At 31.1% G+C, this 20,189-nt stretch carries 17 protein-coding genes and 1 tRNA gene; 12 read left to right on the forward strand and 6 right to left on the reverse strand.

Annotated features, from left to right (window positions below):
* Nucleotides 1-263: 263 nt before the first annotated feature.
* Complete coding sequence (locus tag O9307_RS08970; RefSeq protein ID WP_298297974.1) at nucleotides 264-1,373, forward strand: M48 family metallopeptidase; 1,110 nt, start codon at nucleotides 264-266, stop codon at nucleotides 1,371-1,373.
* Nucleotides 1,374-1,455: 82 nt separating this feature from the next.
* Here the strand turns inward: O9307_RS08970 and rpiB are convergent, their stop codons facing one another.
* Nucleotides 1,456-1,887 (reverse strand): ribose 5-phosphate isomerase B, encoded by a 432-nt coding sequence (gene rpiB, locus O9307_RS08975; RefSeq protein WP_298297976.1) that lies wholly within the window; start codon nucleotides 1,885-1,887, stop codon nucleotides 1,456-1,458.
* Nucleotides 1,888-2,612: 725 nt separating this feature from the next.
* A complete protein-coding gene (locus O9307_RS08980) occupies nucleotides 2,613-2,846 on the reverse strand; it encodes a DUF2007 domain-containing protein (protein WP_298297979.1) in 234 nt (77 codons plus the stop codon).
* A gap of 118 nt (nucleotides 2,847-2,964) precedes the next feature.
* On the opposite strand from O9307_RS08980, the gene rnr reads away from it, so the two are divergent.
* Genes rnr through O9307_RS08995 form a run of 3 tightly spaced genes read left to right on the forward strand, consistent with a single transcriptional unit; the run spans nucleotide 2,965 to nucleotide 6,552 of the window.
* Nucleotides 2,965-5,148 (forward strand): ribonuclease R, encoded by a 2,184-nt coding sequence (gene rnr / locus O9307_RS08985; RefSeq protein WP_298297982.1) that lies wholly within the window; start codon nucleotides 2,965-2,967, stop codon nucleotides 5,146-5,148.
* A gap of 10 nt (nucleotides 5,149-5,158) precedes the next feature.
* Nucleotides 5,159-5,824 (forward strand): head GIN domain-containing protein, encoded by a 666-nt coding sequence (locus O9307_RS08990; protein ID WP_298297985.1) that lies wholly within the window; start codon nucleotides 5,159-5,161, stop codon nucleotides 5,822-5,824.
* 53 nt (nucleotides 5,825-5,877) lie between these two features.
* Nucleotides 5,878-6,552, forward strand: a complete 675-nt coding sequence (locus O9307_RS08995) for a LysE family transporter (protein WP_298297988.1) — start codon at nucleotides 5,878-5,880, stop codon at nucleotides 6,550-6,552.
* A 417-nt stretch (nucleotides 6,553-6,969) separates the two neighbouring features.
* Here O9307_RS08995 and O9307_RS09000 read toward each other — a convergent pair.
* Nucleotides 6,970-7,040, reverse strand: a tRNA-Cys gene (locus O9307_RS09000).
* A gap of 109 nt (nucleotides 7,041-7,149) precedes the next feature.
* A complete protein-coding gene (gene folB / locus O9307_RS09005) occupies nucleotides 7,150-7,506 on the reverse strand; it encodes a dihydroneopterin aldolase (protein WP_298297990.1) in 357 nt (118 codons plus the stop codon).
* 142 nt (nucleotides 7,507-7,648) lie between these two features.
* Between folB and O9307_RS09010 the strand changes: the two genes are divergently transcribed.
* The 4 genes from O9307_RS09010 (at nucleotide 7,649) to O9307_RS09025 (ending at nucleotide 10,937) form a co-directional block, all read left to right on the forward strand.
* On the forward strand, nucleotides 7,649-9,688 hold the full coding sequence (locus tag O9307_RS09010) for a glutamine--tRNA ligase/YqeY domain fusion protein (RefSeq protein ID WP_298297993.1): 2,040 nt from the start codon (nucleotides 7,649-7,651) through the stop codon (nucleotides 9,686-9,688).
* Nucleotides 9,689-9,989: 301 nt separating this feature from the next.
* A complete protein-coding gene (locus O9307_RS09015; protein ID WP_298297996.1) occupies nucleotides 9,990-10,319 on the forward strand; it encodes a YtxH domain-containing protein in 330 nt (109 codons plus the stop codon).
* A 9-nt stretch (nucleotides 10,320-10,328) separates the two neighbouring features.
* Nucleotides 10,329-10,679, forward strand: a complete 351-nt coding sequence (locus O9307_RS09020) for a competence protein (protein WP_298297999.1) — start codon at nucleotides 10,329-10,331, stop codon at nucleotides 10,677-10,679.
* Between the two features lie 3 nt (nucleotides 10,680-10,682).
* A complete protein-coding gene (locus tag O9307_RS09025) occupies nucleotides 10,683-10,937 on the forward strand; it encodes a DUF6327 family protein (RefSeq protein WP_298298001.1) in 255 nt (84 codons plus the stop codon).
* A 10-nt stretch (nucleotides 10,938-10,947) separates the two neighbouring features.
* Here O9307_RS09025 and O9307_RS09030 read toward each other — a convergent pair whose 3' ends face one another.
* Nucleotides 10,948-11,928, reverse strand: a complete 981-nt coding sequence (locus O9307_RS09030) for an SPFH domain-containing protein (protein WP_298298004.1) — start codon at nucleotides 11,926-11,928, stop codon at nucleotides 10,948-10,950.
* Between the two features lie 158 nt (nucleotides 11,929-12,086).
* On the opposite strand from O9307_RS09030, the gene O9307_RS09035 reads away from it, so the two are divergent.
* Nucleotides 12,087-12,677: a hypothetical protein gene (locus O9307_RS09035; RefSeq protein WP_298298007.1), complete on the forward strand. Its 591-nt coding sequence runs from the start codon at nucleotides 12,087-12,089 to the stop codon at nucleotides 12,675-12,677.
* Between the two features lie 38 nt (nucleotides 12,678-12,715).
* Here O9307_RS09035 and gltX read toward each other — a convergent pair whose 3' ends face one another.
* The gene (gene gltX, locus O9307_RS09040) at nucleotides 12,716-14,230 is read right to left on the reverse strand and encodes a glutamate--tRNA ligase (RefSeq protein WP_298298010.1); all 1,515 of its coding nucleotides are present in this window, start codon (nucleotides 14,228-14,230) and stop codon (nucleotides 12,716-12,718) included.
* Nucleotides 14,231-14,374: 144 nt separating this feature from the next.
* On the opposite strand from gltX, the gene O9307_RS09045 reads away from it, so the two are divergent.
* The 3 genes from O9307_RS09045 to mnmG all read left to right on the forward strand — a co-directional run bounded on the left by O9307_RS09045 (nucleotide 14,375) and on the right by mnmG (nucleotide 20,116).
* Nucleotides 14,375-17,668: a DUF4175 family protein gene (locus O9307_RS09045; RefSeq protein ID WP_298298013.1), complete on the forward strand. Its 3,294-nt coding sequence runs from the start codon at nucleotides 14,375-14,377 to the stop codon at nucleotides 17,666-17,668.
* Complete coding sequence (gene ybeY / locus O9307_RS09050; RefSeq protein WP_298298016.1) at nucleotides 17,661-18,080, forward strand: rRNA maturation RNase YbeY; 420 nt, start codon at nucleotides 17,661-17,663, stop codon at nucleotides 18,078-18,080. The genes O9307_RS09045 and ybeY overlap by 8 nt, the downstream gene beginning before the upstream one ends.
* Nucleotides 18,081-18,244: 164 nt before the next feature.
* Nucleotides 18,245-20,116, forward strand: a complete 1,872-nt coding sequence (mnmG, locus tag O9307_RS09055; RefSeq protein WP_298298141.1) for a tRNA uridine-5-carboxymethylaminomethyl(34) synthesis enzyme MnmG — start codon at nucleotides 18,245-18,247, stop codon at nucleotides 20,114-20,116.
* Nucleotides 20,117-20,189 lie beyond the last annotated feature (73 nt).

Here is a 20,189-nt window from a genome sequence, read left to right on the forward strand (position 1 = left end):
TGAAGCCAAATATTCCAAACAGTCTAAGTCTGTTTTGAATGTGTCAAAAAAATCAATAATACTTTCTCCTTTGAATGATTCCATAACCTTTTTTGTTTTCCGAAATATAAGAAAATATCTTTACAGCTCTATACATTTTTACCCATATAGAAATTGAAGGGAATATCGATTTGGATAGTCTTACACAAACCGAAGAAAACTTCAAAGATGCAACAGGCGAAGATATTAGTGATTTCTTAGATTTGGATTTAATTATTTAAAAAATGACTACAGTTTCTAAAAGCATTTTTTATGACGGACGATCTTCTGTTCCAAAAACCATCGATTTATTTTTTGATTCAACTATTGGGCAGTTTACCTTCCAAATGGAATCAAAAAATAGTGTAAATGAGGAAGAAAATTCTTTTCCTGAAAGAACAGCATCCTATACGTGGTCAATCAGTGCGATTGCATTTGAACATAGAAGTACCGCCTTATTTTTGCAACACGGTGAAGATCCAATTCAAACCATAAAAATTACCGATGCTGCATTGATCAATTCAATTAATCAATTCAGAAAAACATCAGGACAATTGAGTTGGTATCAAACCCTCATACAAAAACCACTGAAATTTCATGTGTTTTTAGCGTTGTTTTTGTTGACAATCATTGGCTTATCATATGTATATATGCTCCCTTGGGTAGCCGAAAAATCTGTGGTGCTGATTCCTGAAAGTTACGATGATTCCTTAGGCGAAACTTTTATAGACGAAAATTATCTTTTAGGAGAGAGTCAGGTAGAAAAATCAAAAATATTGAATGATTTTGCCGCTAATTTACAACTCAACAACAAAAAGAAGTTGAAATTTAAAGTCATCGATGCTGACATTATGAATGCCTATGCCCTACCCGATGGTACCATTGTAGTTTATACTGGCATTTTGAAAGAAATGAAAAATTATGACGAATTAGTAGGCTTGATCGGTCATGAAGCTGCTCATGTAAACAACCGTCATTCGATGAAAATGCTTTGTAGAAATTTATCAGGTTACCTTTTCATTTCTACTGTTTTAGGGGATGTAAATGGAGTAATGGCAGTTATTGGAGATAATGTAAACACTTTACAATCTTTATCCTTCTCTAGAGAATATGAACGAGAAGCCGACGAAGAAGGTTTTGCAATTGTGACCAAAAATAACGTTAATCCAAAAGGAATGGTGACTTTATTCCACCGATTACAAAAGGAACATAGTATCGAAATGCCTGAATTTTTGAGTACACATCCAGTGACAAAAGATAGAATTCAGTCTATTAAAACAATGATTTCCACCAAAAATCATGTCATTCAAGAAGATTTCAAATTAAAAGCATTGTTTGAAAAACTTCAAAAATAAAAACAACAAAAACCGCTTAGTTTATAATAATACTAAGCGGTTTTTTTATACTAAAATGGTGCGAAGCACCTCGAAAATTTTTTTATTGACAAGCGATTTTATTCACTCTATTTTGGTGTCTTCCTCCCTCAAAATCTGTAACCAAAAAGGTTTCTACAATTTCAACAGCTTGTTGAATAGAAGTAAAGCGCGCTGGAATACTAAGAACATTCGCATCATTATGTAAACGTGTTAAATAAGCAATTTCTTTGGTCCAACAAAGACCAGCTCTTACACCAGCGTGTTTGTTTACCGTCATTGCAATTCCATTTCCACTTCCACAAATCACAATTCCAAAATCGGCTTTACCTTGTTCTACGTCATTGGCAACAGGATGTCCAAAATCTGGGTAATCTACTGAGTCTTCTGAATCTGTTCCGTAATTAGTTACTTCGTGCCCTAAAGATTCTAAATAGTGAACAATTGCTTTTTTATAATCTGGTCCTGCGTGATCGTTTCCGATAGAAATTTTCATTTGTCAATGTATTAAGTTGTGAGAATGCAAATTTAACCAATCTAATTGAGTTTTGATGATAAATTTTACTTTTGCAAAGGCATGAATAAAGGGATTGTTTTACTTAAAACACCAAAAAAAGTAGCGTACATTTAACTCTCATACTACGAGTATTTTAGCAGTTTTCAACAATTTTTATATTTCTATAAAATACTAAAAATCAAGTCATTTACTTTAATTAAAATGTTAATTTTTTGCAGTGTTAATAGCAAAACGTAATTACTTGATATTCAGTTAACTTTAAATTAACACAAAATGTTAATAAGTTCGGAAAGAAAATTAGAAGTTTTTTTAGTCAGTATTAAAAAAAATTGTAATCCAAAATTGGAATGAATAAAACAAAAAAAGTTTGGCTAATTTTTGGAATATTTATCAATAACTATTCATGATTTATTAACAAGTTTTTTAAAATTACTTATTTACATTTTGATTTAAAATTTGGTTATCAACCGTTGTTAATTAAAATTAAAAAAGAACTAAAAATAAACCTTTTAAGTATTAAAAATAGTGTTAATAACTCAAAATAAAAAAGTAAAACTCCATATTTAAACAAATAATAAAAAAATTATTGCCATTATTAACACGCTATAATAACCATTAAAAAATATTTAAATTTTAAATTTTCTTTTTTATTATTTTAATGAATGTTGACAACTTTGAATTTTGAAAAAGTAGGGTAGGAGCTGTTAGACAATTTTCAAATTGCTATTGAGGTTGTCTAAAATAGTTTGAACGGTTTCGAAATCGTTGGGATGTACTTTGAGTTGGATTCCGCCCAGCGCATTGGTGTAAAAAGGAGCTACCGAGAGAGTGATTTCGTTTTCAAAGAAAAAAGGGATTTTTTCTAGCTCTAAAATGTGTTTTAAAACCACTATTTCATGTGGATAAGTAAAGACTGCTATAGTTTTAAAATCTTCCATGAGGTTGTTTTTATAAAGATAAAAAAAATAGTTAAAGTTATATTTTATTTAAAACTAAAGCACATGCACTGTTTACCGTTAACTATTTTGTAATTTTAGACTTTATTAGAAAAGATATATGCGTAAAAGATTAAGAAAGCCGATCAAGAAAGAGAAAGATTTTAGTGATAAAATTTTAAAAATATTGGCTCAAAACCCTAACAAAGGGTTTAACTACAAGCAAATAGGAGCTACGCTTGAACTAGATGATACTCAAAGTAGAAATCAAATTATCAAAGATTTGAAACTTTTGGCAGCTGCCAAAAAAATAATTGAAACCGAACCAGGAAAGTATCTTGTGAAAGCCATAAGCCAAGATTATTACGAAGGAATCATCGATATGACGGGGCGTAAGACGGCTTATTTCATTTGTCCTGATTTTGAAGAAGACGTTTTCATTCCAACCAATAATTTGAATCGTGCTTTAGACAAAGACAAAGTAAAAGTTTATGTTTATAATAGAAGAAAAGGAAAACGTCCTGAAGGCGAAGTAATTGAAGTAGTCGAAAGAGCCAAAACTGATTTTGTGGGTGTAATTGACATTCAAAAGAATTTTGCTTTTGTATCGACCGCCAATCCAAAAATGTACACGGATATTTTTATTCCAAAAGATAAAATAGGAGAGGCAGAACAAGGAGATGTCGTTCTGGTTCATATCGAAGATTGGCCTAAAAGAGCGGATAGTCCTTTTGGTAGAGTTGAAAAAGTACTCGGTAAACCAGGAGAACACGATACAGAAATTCACGCTATTTTGGCAGAATATGGTTTGCCTTCTGAGTTTCCAATAGAAGTTGAAACCTTTGCTCAAAAAATTGATACTACGATTCAAGAAAGTGAAATAGCCAAACGTCGCGATATGCGAGATACACTCACTTTTACCATAGACCCAAAAGATGCCAAAGATTTTGATGATGCCTTGTCTTTCAAAAAATTAGAGAATGGTAATTTCGAAATAGGGGTTCACATTGCTGATGTTTCGTATTATCTAGAAGAAGGAACTATACTTGATGATGAAGCCTATCAACGCGCCACTTCGGTGTATTTGGTAGATAGGGTAGTGCCAATGTTACCAGAGGTTTTATCAAATTTCGCTTGTTCGTTACGTCCTCAAGAAGAGAAATATACGTTTTCGGCTATTTTTGAATTGGATGCCAAAGCCAAAGTAGTGAACCAATGGTTTGGAAGAACGGTTATTTTTTCAGACCAGCGATTTGCGTATGAAGAAGCACAATACATCATCGAAACCAAAGACAATACGATTCCAATAGAAACTTCTATCACAGGAAGTAGCTATGTGGTGGCCGATGAAATTGTAGAAGCTACTCTTAAAATGGATGAATTAGCCAAAATTTTAAGAAGAAATAGAATGAATGAAGGGGCTATTTCTTTTGACAAAGTCGAAGTAAAATTCAATTTAGATAAAGAAGGAGAACCAGAAGGCGTGTACTTCAAAATAGCAAAAGATGCCAATCATTTGATTGAAGAATTCATGCTTTTGGCCAACAGAAAAGTAGCTGAGTATATTGGGAAACAAAAGAAAACTTTTATTTACAGAATTCACGATGAACCCAATGAAGATAAGCTAATTGCAATGCAAAATGTGATTGCTAAATTTGGTTATAAAATTGATTTTAGAAACAAAGGCGATATCTCTAAATCTTTGAATGCTTTGATGGAAGAGGTAAGTGGTAAAAAAGAACAAAATTTGATTGATACTTTAGCCATTCGTTCGATGAGTAAAGCCAAATATTCAACAGATAATATTGGACATTACGGATTAGCTTTCGATTATTATTCTCATTTTACTTCACCTATTCGTAGGTATCCTGATGTAATGGTGCATAGACTGTTACAGTTTTATTTAGATGGAGGAAAATCTGTAGATGAAGAAACCTATGAAACCAAATGTTTGCATTCTTCGACTATGGAAGGTTTGGCTACTAATGCAGAACGTGATTCTATCAAATACATGCAGGTTAAATACATGCAAAATCATGAAGAGCAAGAATTTTTGGGTGTAATTTCAGGAGTAACGGAATGGGGAATTTATGTAGAAATCATCGAAAATAAGTGCGAAGGGATGGTAAGAATTCGTGATATTAAAGAAGATTATTATACTTTTGACGAGAAGCAATACGCCTTGGTTGGCGCTACTTCACATAATTTATTACAATTAGGTGACGAAATTTATGTAAAAGTTAAGAATGCTGATTTGGTGAAAAAACAATTGGATTTTCATTTTATCAGAAGTAATAATCAATAAAAGATAAGCTATGAAGAAGATAATAATTATAGTTACATTGTTTGTAACGAGTTATTTACAGGCTCAGGTAACCAAAAATTTAGGTGATTTTGATAGTGTAAAAGTATTTGATCAATTGACTGTAAAGTTGATTCCTTCAAACGAAAATAAGGTCAGTATTTCAGGAACAAGAGCTGGTGAAGTAGAATTTGTTAATAATAATGGTCAATTGAAATTAAGAATGCCTTTTCCGAAGTTAATGTCTGGAAACGATATTAAAATTGAGTTGCATTTCAAGAAAATTGAGAGTATCGATGCCAGTGAAGGAAGTTATGTTTCTTGTGATTTTCCATTCAAACAAACCCTTTTAACCTTGAATACAAAAGAAGGTGCTACCATAAAAGTCGAATTTGATACAGAAAAAGCTGTAATTAGAGCGGTTTCTGGAGGAATTTTAGACTTGATAGGAAAAACAAACAATCAAACTATTACGATTGCTTCTGGTGGTGTTTTAGAAGCTAAAGATTTAATAAGCTCACAAGCGACTATAAACGTTGCAGCGGGAGGAAAAGCTGAAATCCATGCTACTACCTTAGTGGATGCAAAAGTGAAGGCTGGAGGCTCTATTTACATTTATGGTAAACCTAAACAAATCAATCAGCAAACGATCCTTGGTGGAACTATAATTGAAAAGTAACTTGAACTAGACCTTTAGCTATTCACTAATTACTAATTACTAATCACTGCTACATGATTAATGATATTTTAGCTGGAATTCCATGGGGAATTTTTTTAAGTTTTATGATTGGCCCAGTATTCTTTATTTTACTAGAAACTAGTATTAGTAAAGGATTTAGAGCCGCAATGGTATTTGATTTGGGTGTTATTTTTGGTGATATTGTCTTTATTTCTATCGCTTATTTGGGAAGTTATCGTTTAATAACTAGTCTTAAAGATGAACCTTCTTTGTTTATTTTTGGTGGAATTGTGATGTTAGCTTATGGCATTATTTCTTTTATAAAATTGAGAAATACCGAGAAATCTCCTGAAGAAATTTTACAAGATGAAATCCTTAAAAAGAACTACGGAAGCTTATTCATGAAAGGCTTTTTCCTGAATATTATCAATATTGGTGTGTTGGGTTTTTGGTTAGCCGTTATCATTTCTGTTGGTCCAAAAATGGATATGAAAACCTCAAGAATGTTGACTTTTTTTGTTTCAGTAATTCTTTCTTATTTACTAATTGATTGTATTAAAATTGTATTAGCTAAAAAATTAAAATCAAAAATGACGCCTACTAACATTCATAAAATCAAAAAAGGAATAGCTGTAGTTTTAATGATTTTTGGAATAGTTTTAATTACCCAAGGATTTTTTCCAGGTGAAAAACAAATGGTAAAAAATGCCTTAGAAAAGATAGAGTAGGAGCCATTTCTATTCAAAAAAAGATAAAAAAGCTTCTGATTTTCAGAAGTTTTTTTTGTTTATGACTACACTTTATTTAGTATGCTTAACTATCATATTTTTTAAAATAATGATAAAAAAGAGATACATTTATGCATCCCTTTTGAGTCATCGTCCGGATTCGAACGCTTTCTTTATCTAATTTTTCTTAAAAATTAACCATTAAAAAAACTTCTAAATTTCTTTGAAGGCATTAAAGTCATCGTCCGGATTCGAATGCTTTCTTTATCTAATTTTTCTTAAAAATTAACCATAAAAAAAACTCCAAGTTTGTTTGAAGATTTCAGAGTTATCGTCCGGATTCGAACTCTATATTTATCTAATTTTTCTTAAAAATTAACCATAAAAAAAACCTCCAAGTTTCCTTGAAGGTTTTAGAGGCATCGTCCGGATTCGAACCGGAGTAGGAGCTTTTGCAGAGCCCAGCCTAGCCGCTCGGCCACGACGCCATTGTTTAAACGGATTGCAAATGTAATACAAAAATTCCAAAAAGCAAATTTCAAATTCCAAATAAATAGAGAATGCCTTTTCTTTTGGTTTTTTAATTTTTGAAATTTATTAACGTGTTTTACTCATAATAATGGTAACCGCTTCTACATCACCACCAATGGGAGGATTTATTTTTGAAACTTCAACCTCAATTTTTGTAATAGTTGGAGCTTCATTCATAGCACGAACAATGATTCTATGAGCTACATTTTCTAATAATTCCGCTCTAATTGCCATTTCTTCAACTACAATTCGGTTCAATAATACATAATCTACGGTATCACTTAATTTGTCTGATAGCGCAGATTGTGTTAAATCGGTTTCAATTTCTAAATCAACTCGGTAATCTGAACCTATTTTTGATTCTTCAATTAGACAACCGTGATATGAAAAGGTGCGTATATTTTTTAGTTTAATTTTGCCCATTATTTGATGAAATAAAGTATTTTTTTCTTGCGTTAAAAGTACAAATTCTTTTGTTTTTTTAATAGATTAAATAAATAAAGAACCCTATTATACCTAGTTTCCTCAACAATTTTGATAACTTTGCCGTTCAAATTTCAATATAATGGCTGCAGAAGAAAAATCACTTCATTTTATAGAACAAATCATTGAAGATAGTATTGCTAATGGTTTTCCTAAAGAGCAATTACGCTTCCGTTTTCCACCCGAACCTAATGGTTATTTACACATTGGCCATGCCAAATCTATTTGTCTCAATTTTGGTTTAGGTTTAAAATATAATGCCCCAGTTAATCTTCGATTTGATGATACGAATCCTGCAAAAGAAGAGCAAGAATACGTTGATGCTATTAAAGAAGATGTAAAATGGTTAGGTTTTAATTGGTCTGAAGAATTGTATTCTTCTGATTATTTTCAGCAATTGTATGATTGGGCTATTCTTTTGATTAAGAAAGGAAAAGCTTATGTAGATAGCCAAACTTCCGAAGAAATGGCTGCTCAAAAAGGAACGCCTACACAACCTGGTGTTGATGGACCTTATAGAAATCGTACGATTGAAGAAAATCTTCAGTTATTTGAAGGCATGAAAAATGGAGATTTTCCAGAAGGTAGCCATGTTTTGAGAGCCAAAATTGATATGGCTTCTACTAATATGTTGATGCGTGATCCATTGATGTACAGAATCTTACATCGTCATCATCATCGTACTGGTAATGACTGGAATATTTATCCAATGTATGATTATGCTCACGGGGAAAGTGATTATTTAGAACAAATTTCTCACTCAATATGTACTTTAGAGTTTGTAATGCACCGTGAATTGTATGATTGGTTTTTGGATCAAATTTATGATACGGAAAAAGTAAGACCACATCAATATGAATTTGCTCGTTTGAACTTGAATTATACTGTTATGAGCAAACGAAAATTATTACAATTGGTTCAAGATAAAGTAGTTAATGGTTGGGATGATCCAAGAATGCCTACTATTTCTGGTTTACGTAGAAGAGGGTATACCGCTGCTTCTATTCGTAAATTTTGTGATACGATAGGTGTTGCTAAACGTGAAAATATTATTGATATTTCTTTGTTAGACTTCTGCTTACGTGAAGATTTGAATAAAAAAGCACCTAGAGTTATGGCTGTTTTGGATCCTGTGAAATTAGTTATTACCAATTATCCAGAAGACAAAGTAGAGTGGTTAGACGCCGAAAATAATCAAGAAGATGAAACTGCTGGTTTTAGAAAAGTTCCTTTCTCACGCGAATTATACATTGAAAAAGAAGATTTTCTTGAAGTAGCCCCAGCTAAATTTTTTAGATTGAGTATTGGAAATGAAGTACGTTTAAAAAATGGTTATATTATTAAGGGTGAGTCTGTTGAAAAGAATTCTGACGGTTCTATTAAAGAAATTCACGTCACTTATGACACGGATTCTTTGAGTGGAAGTGGGAGTGAAGCTAGTAAACGTAAAGTAGCTGGAACGCTTCATTGGGTTGCTATTAATCACGCTATTGAAGCAGAAGTTCGTTTGTATGACCGTTTATTTACAGATGAAGCACCTGATAGTCATAAAGAGAAAAGTTTCTTAGAATTTGTAAATCCATCATCTTTGCAAATTGTAACGGGTTATGTGGAACCAAGTCTACAAGATGCGGTTTCTGGTACTCATTATCAATTTCAAAGATTGGGTTATTTTTCTGTGGATAAAGATGCAACTGATTCAAAATTAGTGTTTAACAAAACAGTTGGTTTGAAAGATGCTTGGGAAGAGAAAGACAAAAAAGAAGCAAATCTTTTGATGAATACTCAAAAAGAAATTAACAAATACGTAAAAGAAAAAGATGATAATGTAGCTTCTACTTTGCTAGCTTCCATTGTTAATAATATAGAAAGTATTGATAATTATAGTTTATTGACACAAACAGTAACCAAGAACATTAAAAATGACAATAATGCATTACTGTTTTCTAATTTAATTTTGAAATATTCCAATAAAGTATCTTTTAAAGATATAGAATCTGAAGCGTTACAAAAATTGTATACGATGTCTCTAAAAAGTCAATCTACTTTGGTTCGTGAAATCGTTATTCATAATTTACAGAATGATACTGTTCATTTGAATCAATTTCAAACTTTAATTTAAGATTTTAAAGTATAAGTTTTTATTATAGAAAGCATCCTTTATTGGGATGCTTTTTTATTATTTATTAATTCTATTATAAATTAAAATTTTATAATTTTTTATTATGAAAAATGACTTTCATAAATTGATTTTAAGACATTTTTTTTATTTCTTTGACTCAATTTATGTCTTTTAAATTTTATTTTAAATAAAGGCTTTATTTCAATTTTAACTCCCATTTTTAATAGTTTATCACGTTGTTAACTTTGTTTTGTTAATAAAGTAGTATCTTTATAATTAATAACACTAATTTTTAAGTATCATGGCAAGTAACACCGGAAATACCATTTTAGCACTTTTAACAGGAGCTGCTATTGGAGCAGGAATTGGAATTTTATTTGCTCCCGACAAAGGAACTAATACACGAAGAAAAATTCGTGAAGGCGTAGATGAGGCAAAAGATAATTTTAATGAAAAATTTTCTGAAGTTTCAGATAGACTTATTGAAAAAGCATTTTTAACCAAAGATGATTTTGAGGAAAATTTGGATAAGTTTGTTTCTAATGCAAGTCATAAAACCGAAGATGTTATTACCTTTCTTGAAGAGAAATTAGCAGCACTCAAATTAAAAAATGCTAAATTTCAAAAATAACCTGTAATTATGGCTTTAGAGGATCTAAAAGAGAAAAGAGAAGATATTCAAGAACAACTTCAAGCCTATATTGAAAGCAATGTAGCTTACTATAAGCTATGGGGCTTCAAGGTAACTATGAAATCTACAACCATGATTTTGAAGTTTTCTTTGATATTGCTTTGTTTTTCAATGGTTTTATTATTTTGTTCTATTGCAGCAGCTTTAGCTATTGGTTCTTGTTTAGAAAGCAATGCCTTAGGTTTTTTATCAATTGGTGCTTTTTATCTTTTACTCACTTTTGGTTTCTTTATGATTAAAGATAAAATAGTTGAGGGACCAATTTTAGAGAAATTTTCTGAAATCTTTTTTAACGATTAAATTATGGACCCAAAAAAGTATTCATCTTATGCCGAGATTGATCGTGATTTAGAAATTCTGAAATTAGAAAAGGATATTCATTTTCAAAAATTGCTATTGAGTGTTCAAAAGACTAAGGAGAGTTTTGAACCTAAAAACATTATTAATAGTTATTTAAGTTCTTTTAAATCAACCATTTCTAATAATTATGTTCAGATATTACAAACAGCTTTACCCTACATTATTGGGTGGATTATAAATAGAAAAAGAGGCCGTTAAGCCTCTTTTTTTATACTTCCTCTGAATTTTTGTCTTGATTTTCTTCTGGTGGTTGTGGTTTTGCAATTTCTTTTGGTTTCACGCGTTCCGTTTTTTTCATCATTTGTCCTACTTGACTAGAAGCAGAGAAGGAGGCAATCATATTATTCAACATATCACTTCCGGCTTGTGGAGAGTTTGGTAATAATATTAAGTTAGAATTGGCATCTGCACCAATGGCTTGTAAGGTATCATAGTGTTGTGTAACCACAATTAACGCCGAGGCTTCTTGAGAATTAATACCAACATTGTTCAAAACTTCGACACTTTCTACAAGTCCACGAGCAATTTCTCTTCTTTGATCCGCAATACCTTGTCCTTGTAATTTTTTACTTTCAGCTTCCGCTTTTGCTTTGGCTACAATTCTTATTCTTTGTGCTTCTGATTCAAATTCCGCAGCTGTTTTTTCTCTATCGGCAGCATTTATTCGGTTCATGGCGTTTTTTACTTGAATATCTGGATCAATATCAGTTACTAAAGTGTTGATAATATCGTATCCATATGTAGTCATGGCTTCGTTCAATTCTCTTTTTACAGCTATTGCAATATCATCTTTTCTTACGAAAACATCGTCTAGAATTAACTTTGGAACTTCAGCTCGTACTACATCAAATACATAAGCCGTAATTTGATCGTGTGGAAATTCTAATTTATAAAATGCTTCATACACTTTATCTTGAATTACTTTGAACTGTACCGAAACTTTCATTTTGATAAATACGTTATCCTTTGTTTTGGTTTCAATCAACACATCCAATTGTTGAATTCTTAGATTTACTCTACCCGCAACTCTGTCAATAATTGGAATTTTGAGCTGTAAACCTGAATTTCTTATGCTTATAAATTTTCCAAATCTTTCAATAACTACGGCTGTTTGTTGTTTCACCGTAAAGAAGGAAGACAATAAAATTAATAATCCGAAGACTAGTAATACAATTAAAATAGGATTCATAATTTGTTAATTTAAAATTAGTTATTGTTTATACGTAAGAATACTTTTATTGTTACAATTATCTTTGTGTTTTTAATTTCTTAATGTACTCGTCATAGTATAGTAACAAAGTTGTACTTCTATCCTTTTATTTTTGTAGCTAATTTTTTATTATAATTATGAACAAATTTTACTTTTTCCTTTTATTTTTTTCTTTTACTTGTTTTTCTGCTGAAATTCCTAATAGCTTTATTGTTAATAAGGATGGAGAACAGATTAGTATTAATTCAAATTTCTTTAGAATTGACAATGCTGAAAAATGTATTTATTATAAATTAGCTAATAGTCCAGCTGAAATTAAAATGAATTTTAATGATTTGGATTATGTTATGATCCGTAAAAATAAATTCAAAACGTTTAAATTAGCCAACACGAAAGAGCTTAAAGGTTTTTTTGTTTTGAGTGAAACAGTTTCCAATTCTTTATTGTTTTCATCAATATCTTCTGAAGAAGAGGAATCTGTTGTCAACTATGAATTTTATATAATTGATAAAAGCGGTTCAATTGTAGAAAGTCATGTTTTTGATAATTTGAAACGTTCAAAATCAGCATCTATTAGGTCTGATATTTTTGGTAAAATCCGCTTTTTCTTTCACGATTGTCCTCAACTTATCAAACGTATTTCATCGTTTGACGTGAATTCTGTAGAAAATTTTAATCTTGATATACTAGGTTTTTTTGATGAACCTATTTATATTAATTGTCTTTAATAAAACAAAAGCTCCCAAATTTTGGGAGCTTTTTAGTCTTACAGAGTTGCTATTGCGTTTTTTAATCTTACTATTGTTTCTTCTTTTCCAATGATTTCTACAATATCAAATAGGTGAGGGCCTTTGAGTGCTCCAACTAAACTCAAACGAAATGGTTGCATGATTTTCCCCATTCCAATTTCGTTTTTTGTCATCCAATCTTTTACTATGGTTTCAATATTTACTGAAGTAAAATCTTTAATTTCTTGTAGGATCGTAATTAATTGGTTAAGTAAAATTGGAGTTTCTTCTTTCCAATTTTTGCTTGCTTTTTCATCATATCCTTTTGGTGCTTCAAAAAAATAACTACTTAATTCCCAAAATTCATTTACAAAATGTGCTCTTTCTTTGATTAAGGAAACGATTCTGGACAATTTACTGATTTCAATATTTTCTGCTTTTCCAGTATTTTCTGCAACAACTAGTTGAAATTGTTTGGCCAATTCTTCATCAGTTTTTTGCATCAAATACTGATGATTGAACCATTTGTTTTTCTCAGGATCAAATTTTGCACCTGATTTATGTACTCTTTTTAAGTCGAATACTTGAGTTAATTCTTCTAGTGTAAATAATTCTTTCTCTGTTCCATCATTCCATCCTAATAATGCTAAGAAATTAACTACTGTTTCAGGATAAAACCCATTTTCTCTGTAGCCAGAAGAGATGCCTTCAGCTGTTTTCCACTCTAATGGAAATACTGGAAAGCCCATTTTATCACCATCTCTTTTGGATAATTTCCCATTACCAATGGGTTTTAAAATTAATGGTAAATGTGCAAATTCTGGAGCTTCCCATCCAAAGGCTCTGTACAACAAAACATGTAATGGCATGGATGGCAGCCACTCTTCACCACGAATGACATGTGACGTTTCCATTAAGTGGTCGTCTACTATGTTGGCTAAGTGATAAGTTGGCATTCCATCGCTTTTGAAAAGTACTTTATCATCTAGTAAGTTTGTATCAAATTTTACTTCTCCTCTGATAACATCATTTAAGTGTAATGTTTCATTTATTGGCGTTTTGAAACGAATTACGTACTCATCTCCATTAGCTAACTTTGAATTTGTTTCTTCTTCAGTTAAGGCTAATGAATTGTTTAATTGTTGTCGATTGCTATGGTTATAGATAAATGTTTTTCCTTGATTTTCTAATTCTTTTCTTAGTTTATCTAGTGAAACCGCTGTATCAAAAGCATAATAAGCATTACCAGATGCTATTAATTGATCAGCATATTGTTTGTACAATTCTTTTCTTTCGCTTTGTCTATAAGGACCAAATTTTTCATTTTTACCAATGGTTTCATCTGGTGCAATTCCAAGCCATTCTAATGCTTCCAAAATATATTCTTCAGCTCCAGCTACAAACCTATTTTGATCTGTATCTTCTATTCTAAGGTAGAAGGTTCCATTGTTTTTTTTTGCAAATAAATAGTTGAAAAGGGCAGTTCTTACCCCACCGATATGTAAAGGTCCTGTTGGACTTGGTGCAAAACGCACTCGTACTGGTTTTGACATGATCTAATTTTTTTGCAAATATACGATTTTAGACACTTTACTTCTTTTACTTTTCTGCGTAAGTAACTTTCTGGTTGAATTTTTTATGTTTTTAATTCATAGAAAATTGTACTTTTATAGGTTATATTAATCAATTTAGCTACTGTGCATTCAACGAATATTATATATCAAAAAATAGAGGCTTTTATAAAGAAGTTTTATACCAATGAGCTTTTACGTGGAACCTTACTTTTTATTGGTTTTGGTTTGGTCTATTTTCTATTTACTCTTTTTATTGAATACTTTTTATGGCTTCAACCTGCTGCGAGGACTTTTTTATTTTGGACTTTTGTTGGAGTAGAAGTGTATTTAATTTCTCTTTTTATAGCGTTTCCACTTTTCAAATTATTTAAACTACAAAAAGGAATTTCTTATCAAGAAGCTTCTATAATTATTGGTAATCATTTCCCACAAGTAAAGGATAAACTGCTTAATTATATTCAATTATCACAAAATTCAGTTGAACCGTCAGAGCTTTTATTGGCTTCTATTCAACAAAAATCTGATAATCTTGCACCAATTCCTTTTGGTAAAGCCATCAATTTTAAATCTAATAAAAGATATTTACCTATTGCTTTGATTCCTTTATTTTTTCTTTTTGCTTTTTTTGTTTCTGGCAATAGTACTATTATTTCTCAAAGTTTTAATCGTGTTATTCATTACAAAGCTGCATTTGTTAAACCAGCTCCTTTTCAATTACATATTCAAAACAGTAATTTGATAGTGCAAGAAAACAAAGATTTTGTTTTAAAGGTTAAATCTCTCGGTTCTGTTTTACCGGAAAATGTTATGCTTTTCATTGGTGATGAAAGTTATTTTATGGAAAATAGCGCTCCAGGTGAATTCCAATATAAATTTGTTGCACCTTCTTCTGATGTAGTTTTTCATCTTGAAGCCAATGCTGTAGTTTCTCCAAGTTTTAAATTAAAAGTTATTGATGTTCCTTCTATTTCTAGTTTTGAAATGTATCTTCATTTTCCATCTTATTTAAATAGGAAATCTGAAGTTGTTAAAGGTACTGGTAATGCTGTTATACCAGAAGGAACCTTAGTGAATTGGAAAATAGTAAGTTCTGCTACTGAATCGGTTGTTTTTAATGCAGATCAAACAAGTTCTTCGTTTGTATTGCATTCTAATGTTTTTAATTTTAAGAAGAAAATCAATCAAAATACAGATTACCAAGTAATTACATCGAATAGTAATGTAAAAAACTTTGAAAAATTGAATTATCAATTGGCTATCATTAAAGATCAGTATCCAACTATTGATGTGGAACAAGCTCCTGACAGTTTAAAAGTCGACAAAAGTTTTTTTATTGGAAAAATAGGTGATGATTATGGATTTTCTAAACTTCAGATTGTTTATTATGAAAAGGGGAAACCTTTTACTGCTAATCGTGGAACATTACCTTTTAAATCTGGTACTTTTGATCAGTTTGTTTTTTCTTTTCCTGGTAACCTTCCTTTGAAAGCAGGTATTTCTTATGATTTTTATTTTGAAGTTTTCGATAACGATGCGGTTCATCATTTTAAAAGTACTCGTTCTATTGTTTTTAATAGTCGTGTAAGAACTCAGTCTGAAAAAGAAGATGCTCTTATAGAGGAACAAAATTCTAATTTAAATAGTCTTGAGAAAACGCTACAAAAGCAATCTAAACAATTTTCTGATTTGGATAAACTAAATAAATCCTCTAAAGAGAAAAGGGATTTGGAGTTCAAAGACCAACAGATGGTCAATGATTTTATTAAAAGACAATCACAACAAGATCAATTAATGAAATCTTTTTCTGAAAAAATTAAAGAGAATTTAAATCAAGATAACTCTCAGAATAAAGATAAAATTAAAGAAACTTTAGAAAAACGTTTAGATAAAGTTACTAGTACTATAGATAAAAACAAACAATTATTAGACCAATTAAAAGAACTTAATGACAAATTGAATAATGAAGATTTACAAGATAAACTGCAACAGTTTAAACAAAACAGTAAAAATCAAGTAAAAACTTTGGAGCAATTAGTTGAATTAACTAAAAGATATTACGTTGATAAAAAAGCAAATCAAATAGCTGAAAAGTTAGATAAGTTGTCTAACGAACAAAATAAACTTTCTAAGGATCCAGCTTCAGAGACTAAAGAACAAGATAAAATTAATCAAGAATTTAATTCTCTTGAAGAGCAATTAAATGATGTATTAAAAGAAAATAAGAGTTTAAAATCTCCAATGGATATTCCTAATACAAAAGAATTACAACAAGATATTAAGCAAGATTTAAATTATGCTAAAGAACAATTAGGTAAACGTAATTCTTCTAAAGCACAATCTTCTCAAAGAAATGCTTCTCAAAATATGAAAAAAATGAGTGATAAATTAAAAGAAGCAATGGCAAGTGGAGAACAGGAACAATTGCAAGAAGACATCAAAATGTTACGTCAAATATTAGATAATTTATTGGCTTTTTCTAACTCTCAAGAAGATGTTATGAAACAATTTAAATCTACTAAAGTTGGTTCTGCGACATACAACAAATATTTAAGAACGCAACAAACTCTTAAAACGCAGTTCAAACATGTAGATGATTCTTTGTTTACAATGTCGCTTCGTAATCCAAAAATTGCTGAGGAAGTTACTAAAGAAATTGGAACTGTTCAGTATAATTTAGATAATGCTATTGATAAATTAGGTAATGGAATTGTTTCTAAAGGAGTTTCTCACCAACAATTCAGTGTAGCTTCTGCTAATAAGCTTGCTGATTTTTTAAGTGAACAATTGAACAATATGCAAATGGATTTATCTGGTATGAGTAGTGGAAACCCAAAACCTGGTCAAGGTAAAGGAATGCAATTGCCAGATATTATTTCTAAACAAAAAGGGTTAGGAGAAAAAATGCAAGAACAAATGAAAGGAGAGGGTAAGTCCAATGGTGGTACTAAGCCAGGTACAAAATCTGATTCTAAGGACAATCAAGGGGAAGATGGTACAGGTGGTGAAGGTGATGCAAAATCTATTATGGAAATTTACAAAGAACAAAAGCAATTACGAGACGCTTTGCAAAATGAATTAAATAAAAACGGATTAAATGGTGCGGGACAAAATGCTTTAGAACAAATGAAGCAGATAGAAAAACAACTTTTAAACAAAGGTTTTAAGAATGATGTTTTACAACGCTTTCTAAATTTGAATCATGAATTACTTAAGTTAGATACTGCTCTGCAACAACAAGGTCAGGATTCTAAACGTCAGTCAGAAACCAATCTAAAAGGTTTTAACAACGCTTCTAAAGCTTTGCCTAATAACTTAATCCAATATATAAATAGTGTTGAAATATTAAACAGACAATCACTACCTTTGCGCTCCAATTTTAACCAGAAGGTTCAAGAATATTTTAATAAAAATGATTGATTTTAATTATGAAAGTGAATTTACGTTAGACAATGAATTGTTGTATTCAGATTGGTTGTCTAGAGTAATTGTTTCCGAAAACAAAAATGAAGGAGAAATTAATTATATTTTTTGTGATGATGATTATTTGCACAACATCAATGTTGAGTATTTAAATCATGATACTTTAACTGACATTATTAGTTTTGATTATAGTTTAGGAAATGAATTGAATGGCGATATCTTCATCTCTATTGAACGTGTTCATGATAATGCTTTAGATTTTAATGTTCCTTTTGATGAAGAATTGAAACGCGTTATGGTTCATGGAGTTCTTCATTATTGTGGCTACAAAGACAAGACTGATAAAGACGAATTACTAATGCGCCAAAAGGAAGACGAGAAAATCAAACTGTTTCACGTGGAACAGTAATTTATAAACTCTCTTTTTATGTTTCACGTGAAACATTTTTTAAGTATGTTTTTTATTTGTTCCACGTGGAACTTAAACACACGTTTCATTTGTAACTGAAGTATAGGTTTCACGTGGAACATTTATAGATTTTAATTTTAGTATTATGTTTTTAAATGAGTATGATGTTTTTAAATGAGTATGATGTTATTGTGGTTGGTGCAGGACACGCAGGTTCTGAAGCTGCTGCTGCCGCCGCAAATTTAGGTTCTTCGACTTTATTGGTTACAATGAGTCTTCAAAACATTGCTCAGATGTCTTGCAATCCCGCTATGGGTGGAATTGCGAAAGGTCAGATTGTTCGTGAGATTGATGCTTTGGGGGGTTATTCTGGAATCGTTTCTGATAAAACAGCTATTCAGTTCAAAATGCTGAATAAATCAAAAGGGCCTGCTATGTGGTCACCACGTGTTCAAAGTGACCGTATGCGTTTTGCGGAGGAATGGCGATTGATGTTAGAACGCACACCAAATCTTGATTTTTACCAAGAAATGGTTAGTGGATTAATAATTGAATCAGGAAAGGTAAAAGGAATCAAAACTTCACTTGGGGTAGAAATTCGATCCAAAGCCGTGGTTCTAACTAATGGTACTTTTTTAAATGGTTTAATTCATATTGGAGAAAAACAATTTGGTGGTGGTAGAGCAGGAGAGAGTGCTGCCTATGGTATTACCGAAGATTTGGTTAAAGTGGGTTTTCAATCCGGTAGAATGAAAACCGGTACGCCTCCAAGAGTGGACGGTCGTTCTTTAGATTATTCAAAAATGAATGAGGAGAAAGGGGATGCAAAGCCTGATAAGTTTTCTTATTCGGATGAAACTTCTCCTCTTGTCCAACAGCGCTCTTGTTATATGACGTATACTTCCAATGACGTACATTCTATTTTAAGAGAAGGTTTTGATCGTTCTCCTATGTTCAATGGACGAATTAAAAGTTTAGGGCCGCGTTATTGTCCTTCTATAGAAGATAAAATAAATCGTTTCGCTGATAAAGAACGTCATCAACTTTTTATAGAACCTGAAGGTTGGCAAACCTGTGAGGTGTATGTAAATGGATTTTCTACTTCTTTACCAGAAGATATTCAGTTTAAAGCTTTGCGTTCTGTTGTAGGTTTTGAAAATGTAAAATTCTTTAGACCTGGTTACGCGATTGAGTATGATTATTTTCCTCCTACACAATTAAAGCACACTTTGGAAACTAAGCTAATTGATGGTTTATATTTCGCTGGACAGATTAATGGAACGACTGGTTATGAAGAAGCAGCTTCACAAGGTTTAATGGCTGGAATTAATGCCCATTTAAAAATTCATGAAAAAGCTCCTTTAATATTAAAAAGAGACGAAGCCTATATTGGTGTTCTTATCGATGATTTAATTACAAAGGGTACAGAAGAACCTTATCGTATGTTTACTTCTCGTGCTGAGTATAGAACTTTATTGCGTCAAGACAATGCTGATTTTAGACTAACGCCTTTATCGTATGAAATTGGTTTAGCTTCTGAAAAAAGATTACGTCGAATGGAGCATAAATTAAATGAATCCGAAAAGATGGTTGCTTTTTTCAAAGAAACTAGTGTAACGGTAGCAGAGGCAAATCCTATTTTAGAATCTAAAGAAACGGCTTTGATTTCTCAAGGGGATAAAATGTTTAAAATTTTCTCTCGTCCACAAATTGAGTTAGAGGATATTTTGAAGTTTGCTAAAGTAAAAGATTATCTTGATCAAAATAATTTGGATCAAGAGATTTTAGAACAAGCCGAAATTCAAGTTAAGTATTCTGGTTATATTGAGAAAGAAAGAAATAATGCTGATAAACTTTCGCGTTTGGAAGAAGTAAAGATTCCTGAGAATTTTGATTATTCTAAAATCAAATCAATGTCTATTGAAGCAAGGCAAAAATTAGAAAAAATTCGTCCTGTTACGATTTCGCAAGCTTCGCGTATTAGTGGCGTTTCTCCAAGTGATATTTCGGTACTTTTAATTTATATGGGTAGATAGTTTTATTTTACCTTTGATCGATGTCATTTTGTTCCACGTGAAACTAAAATTTAAATTATTCAACTATTGCTCT

The organism is Flavobacterium sp., from assembly GCF_027531905.1.
Classification (GTDB): domain Bacteria; phylum Bacteroidota; class Bacteroidia; order Flavobacteriales; family Flavobacteriaceae; genus Flavobacterium.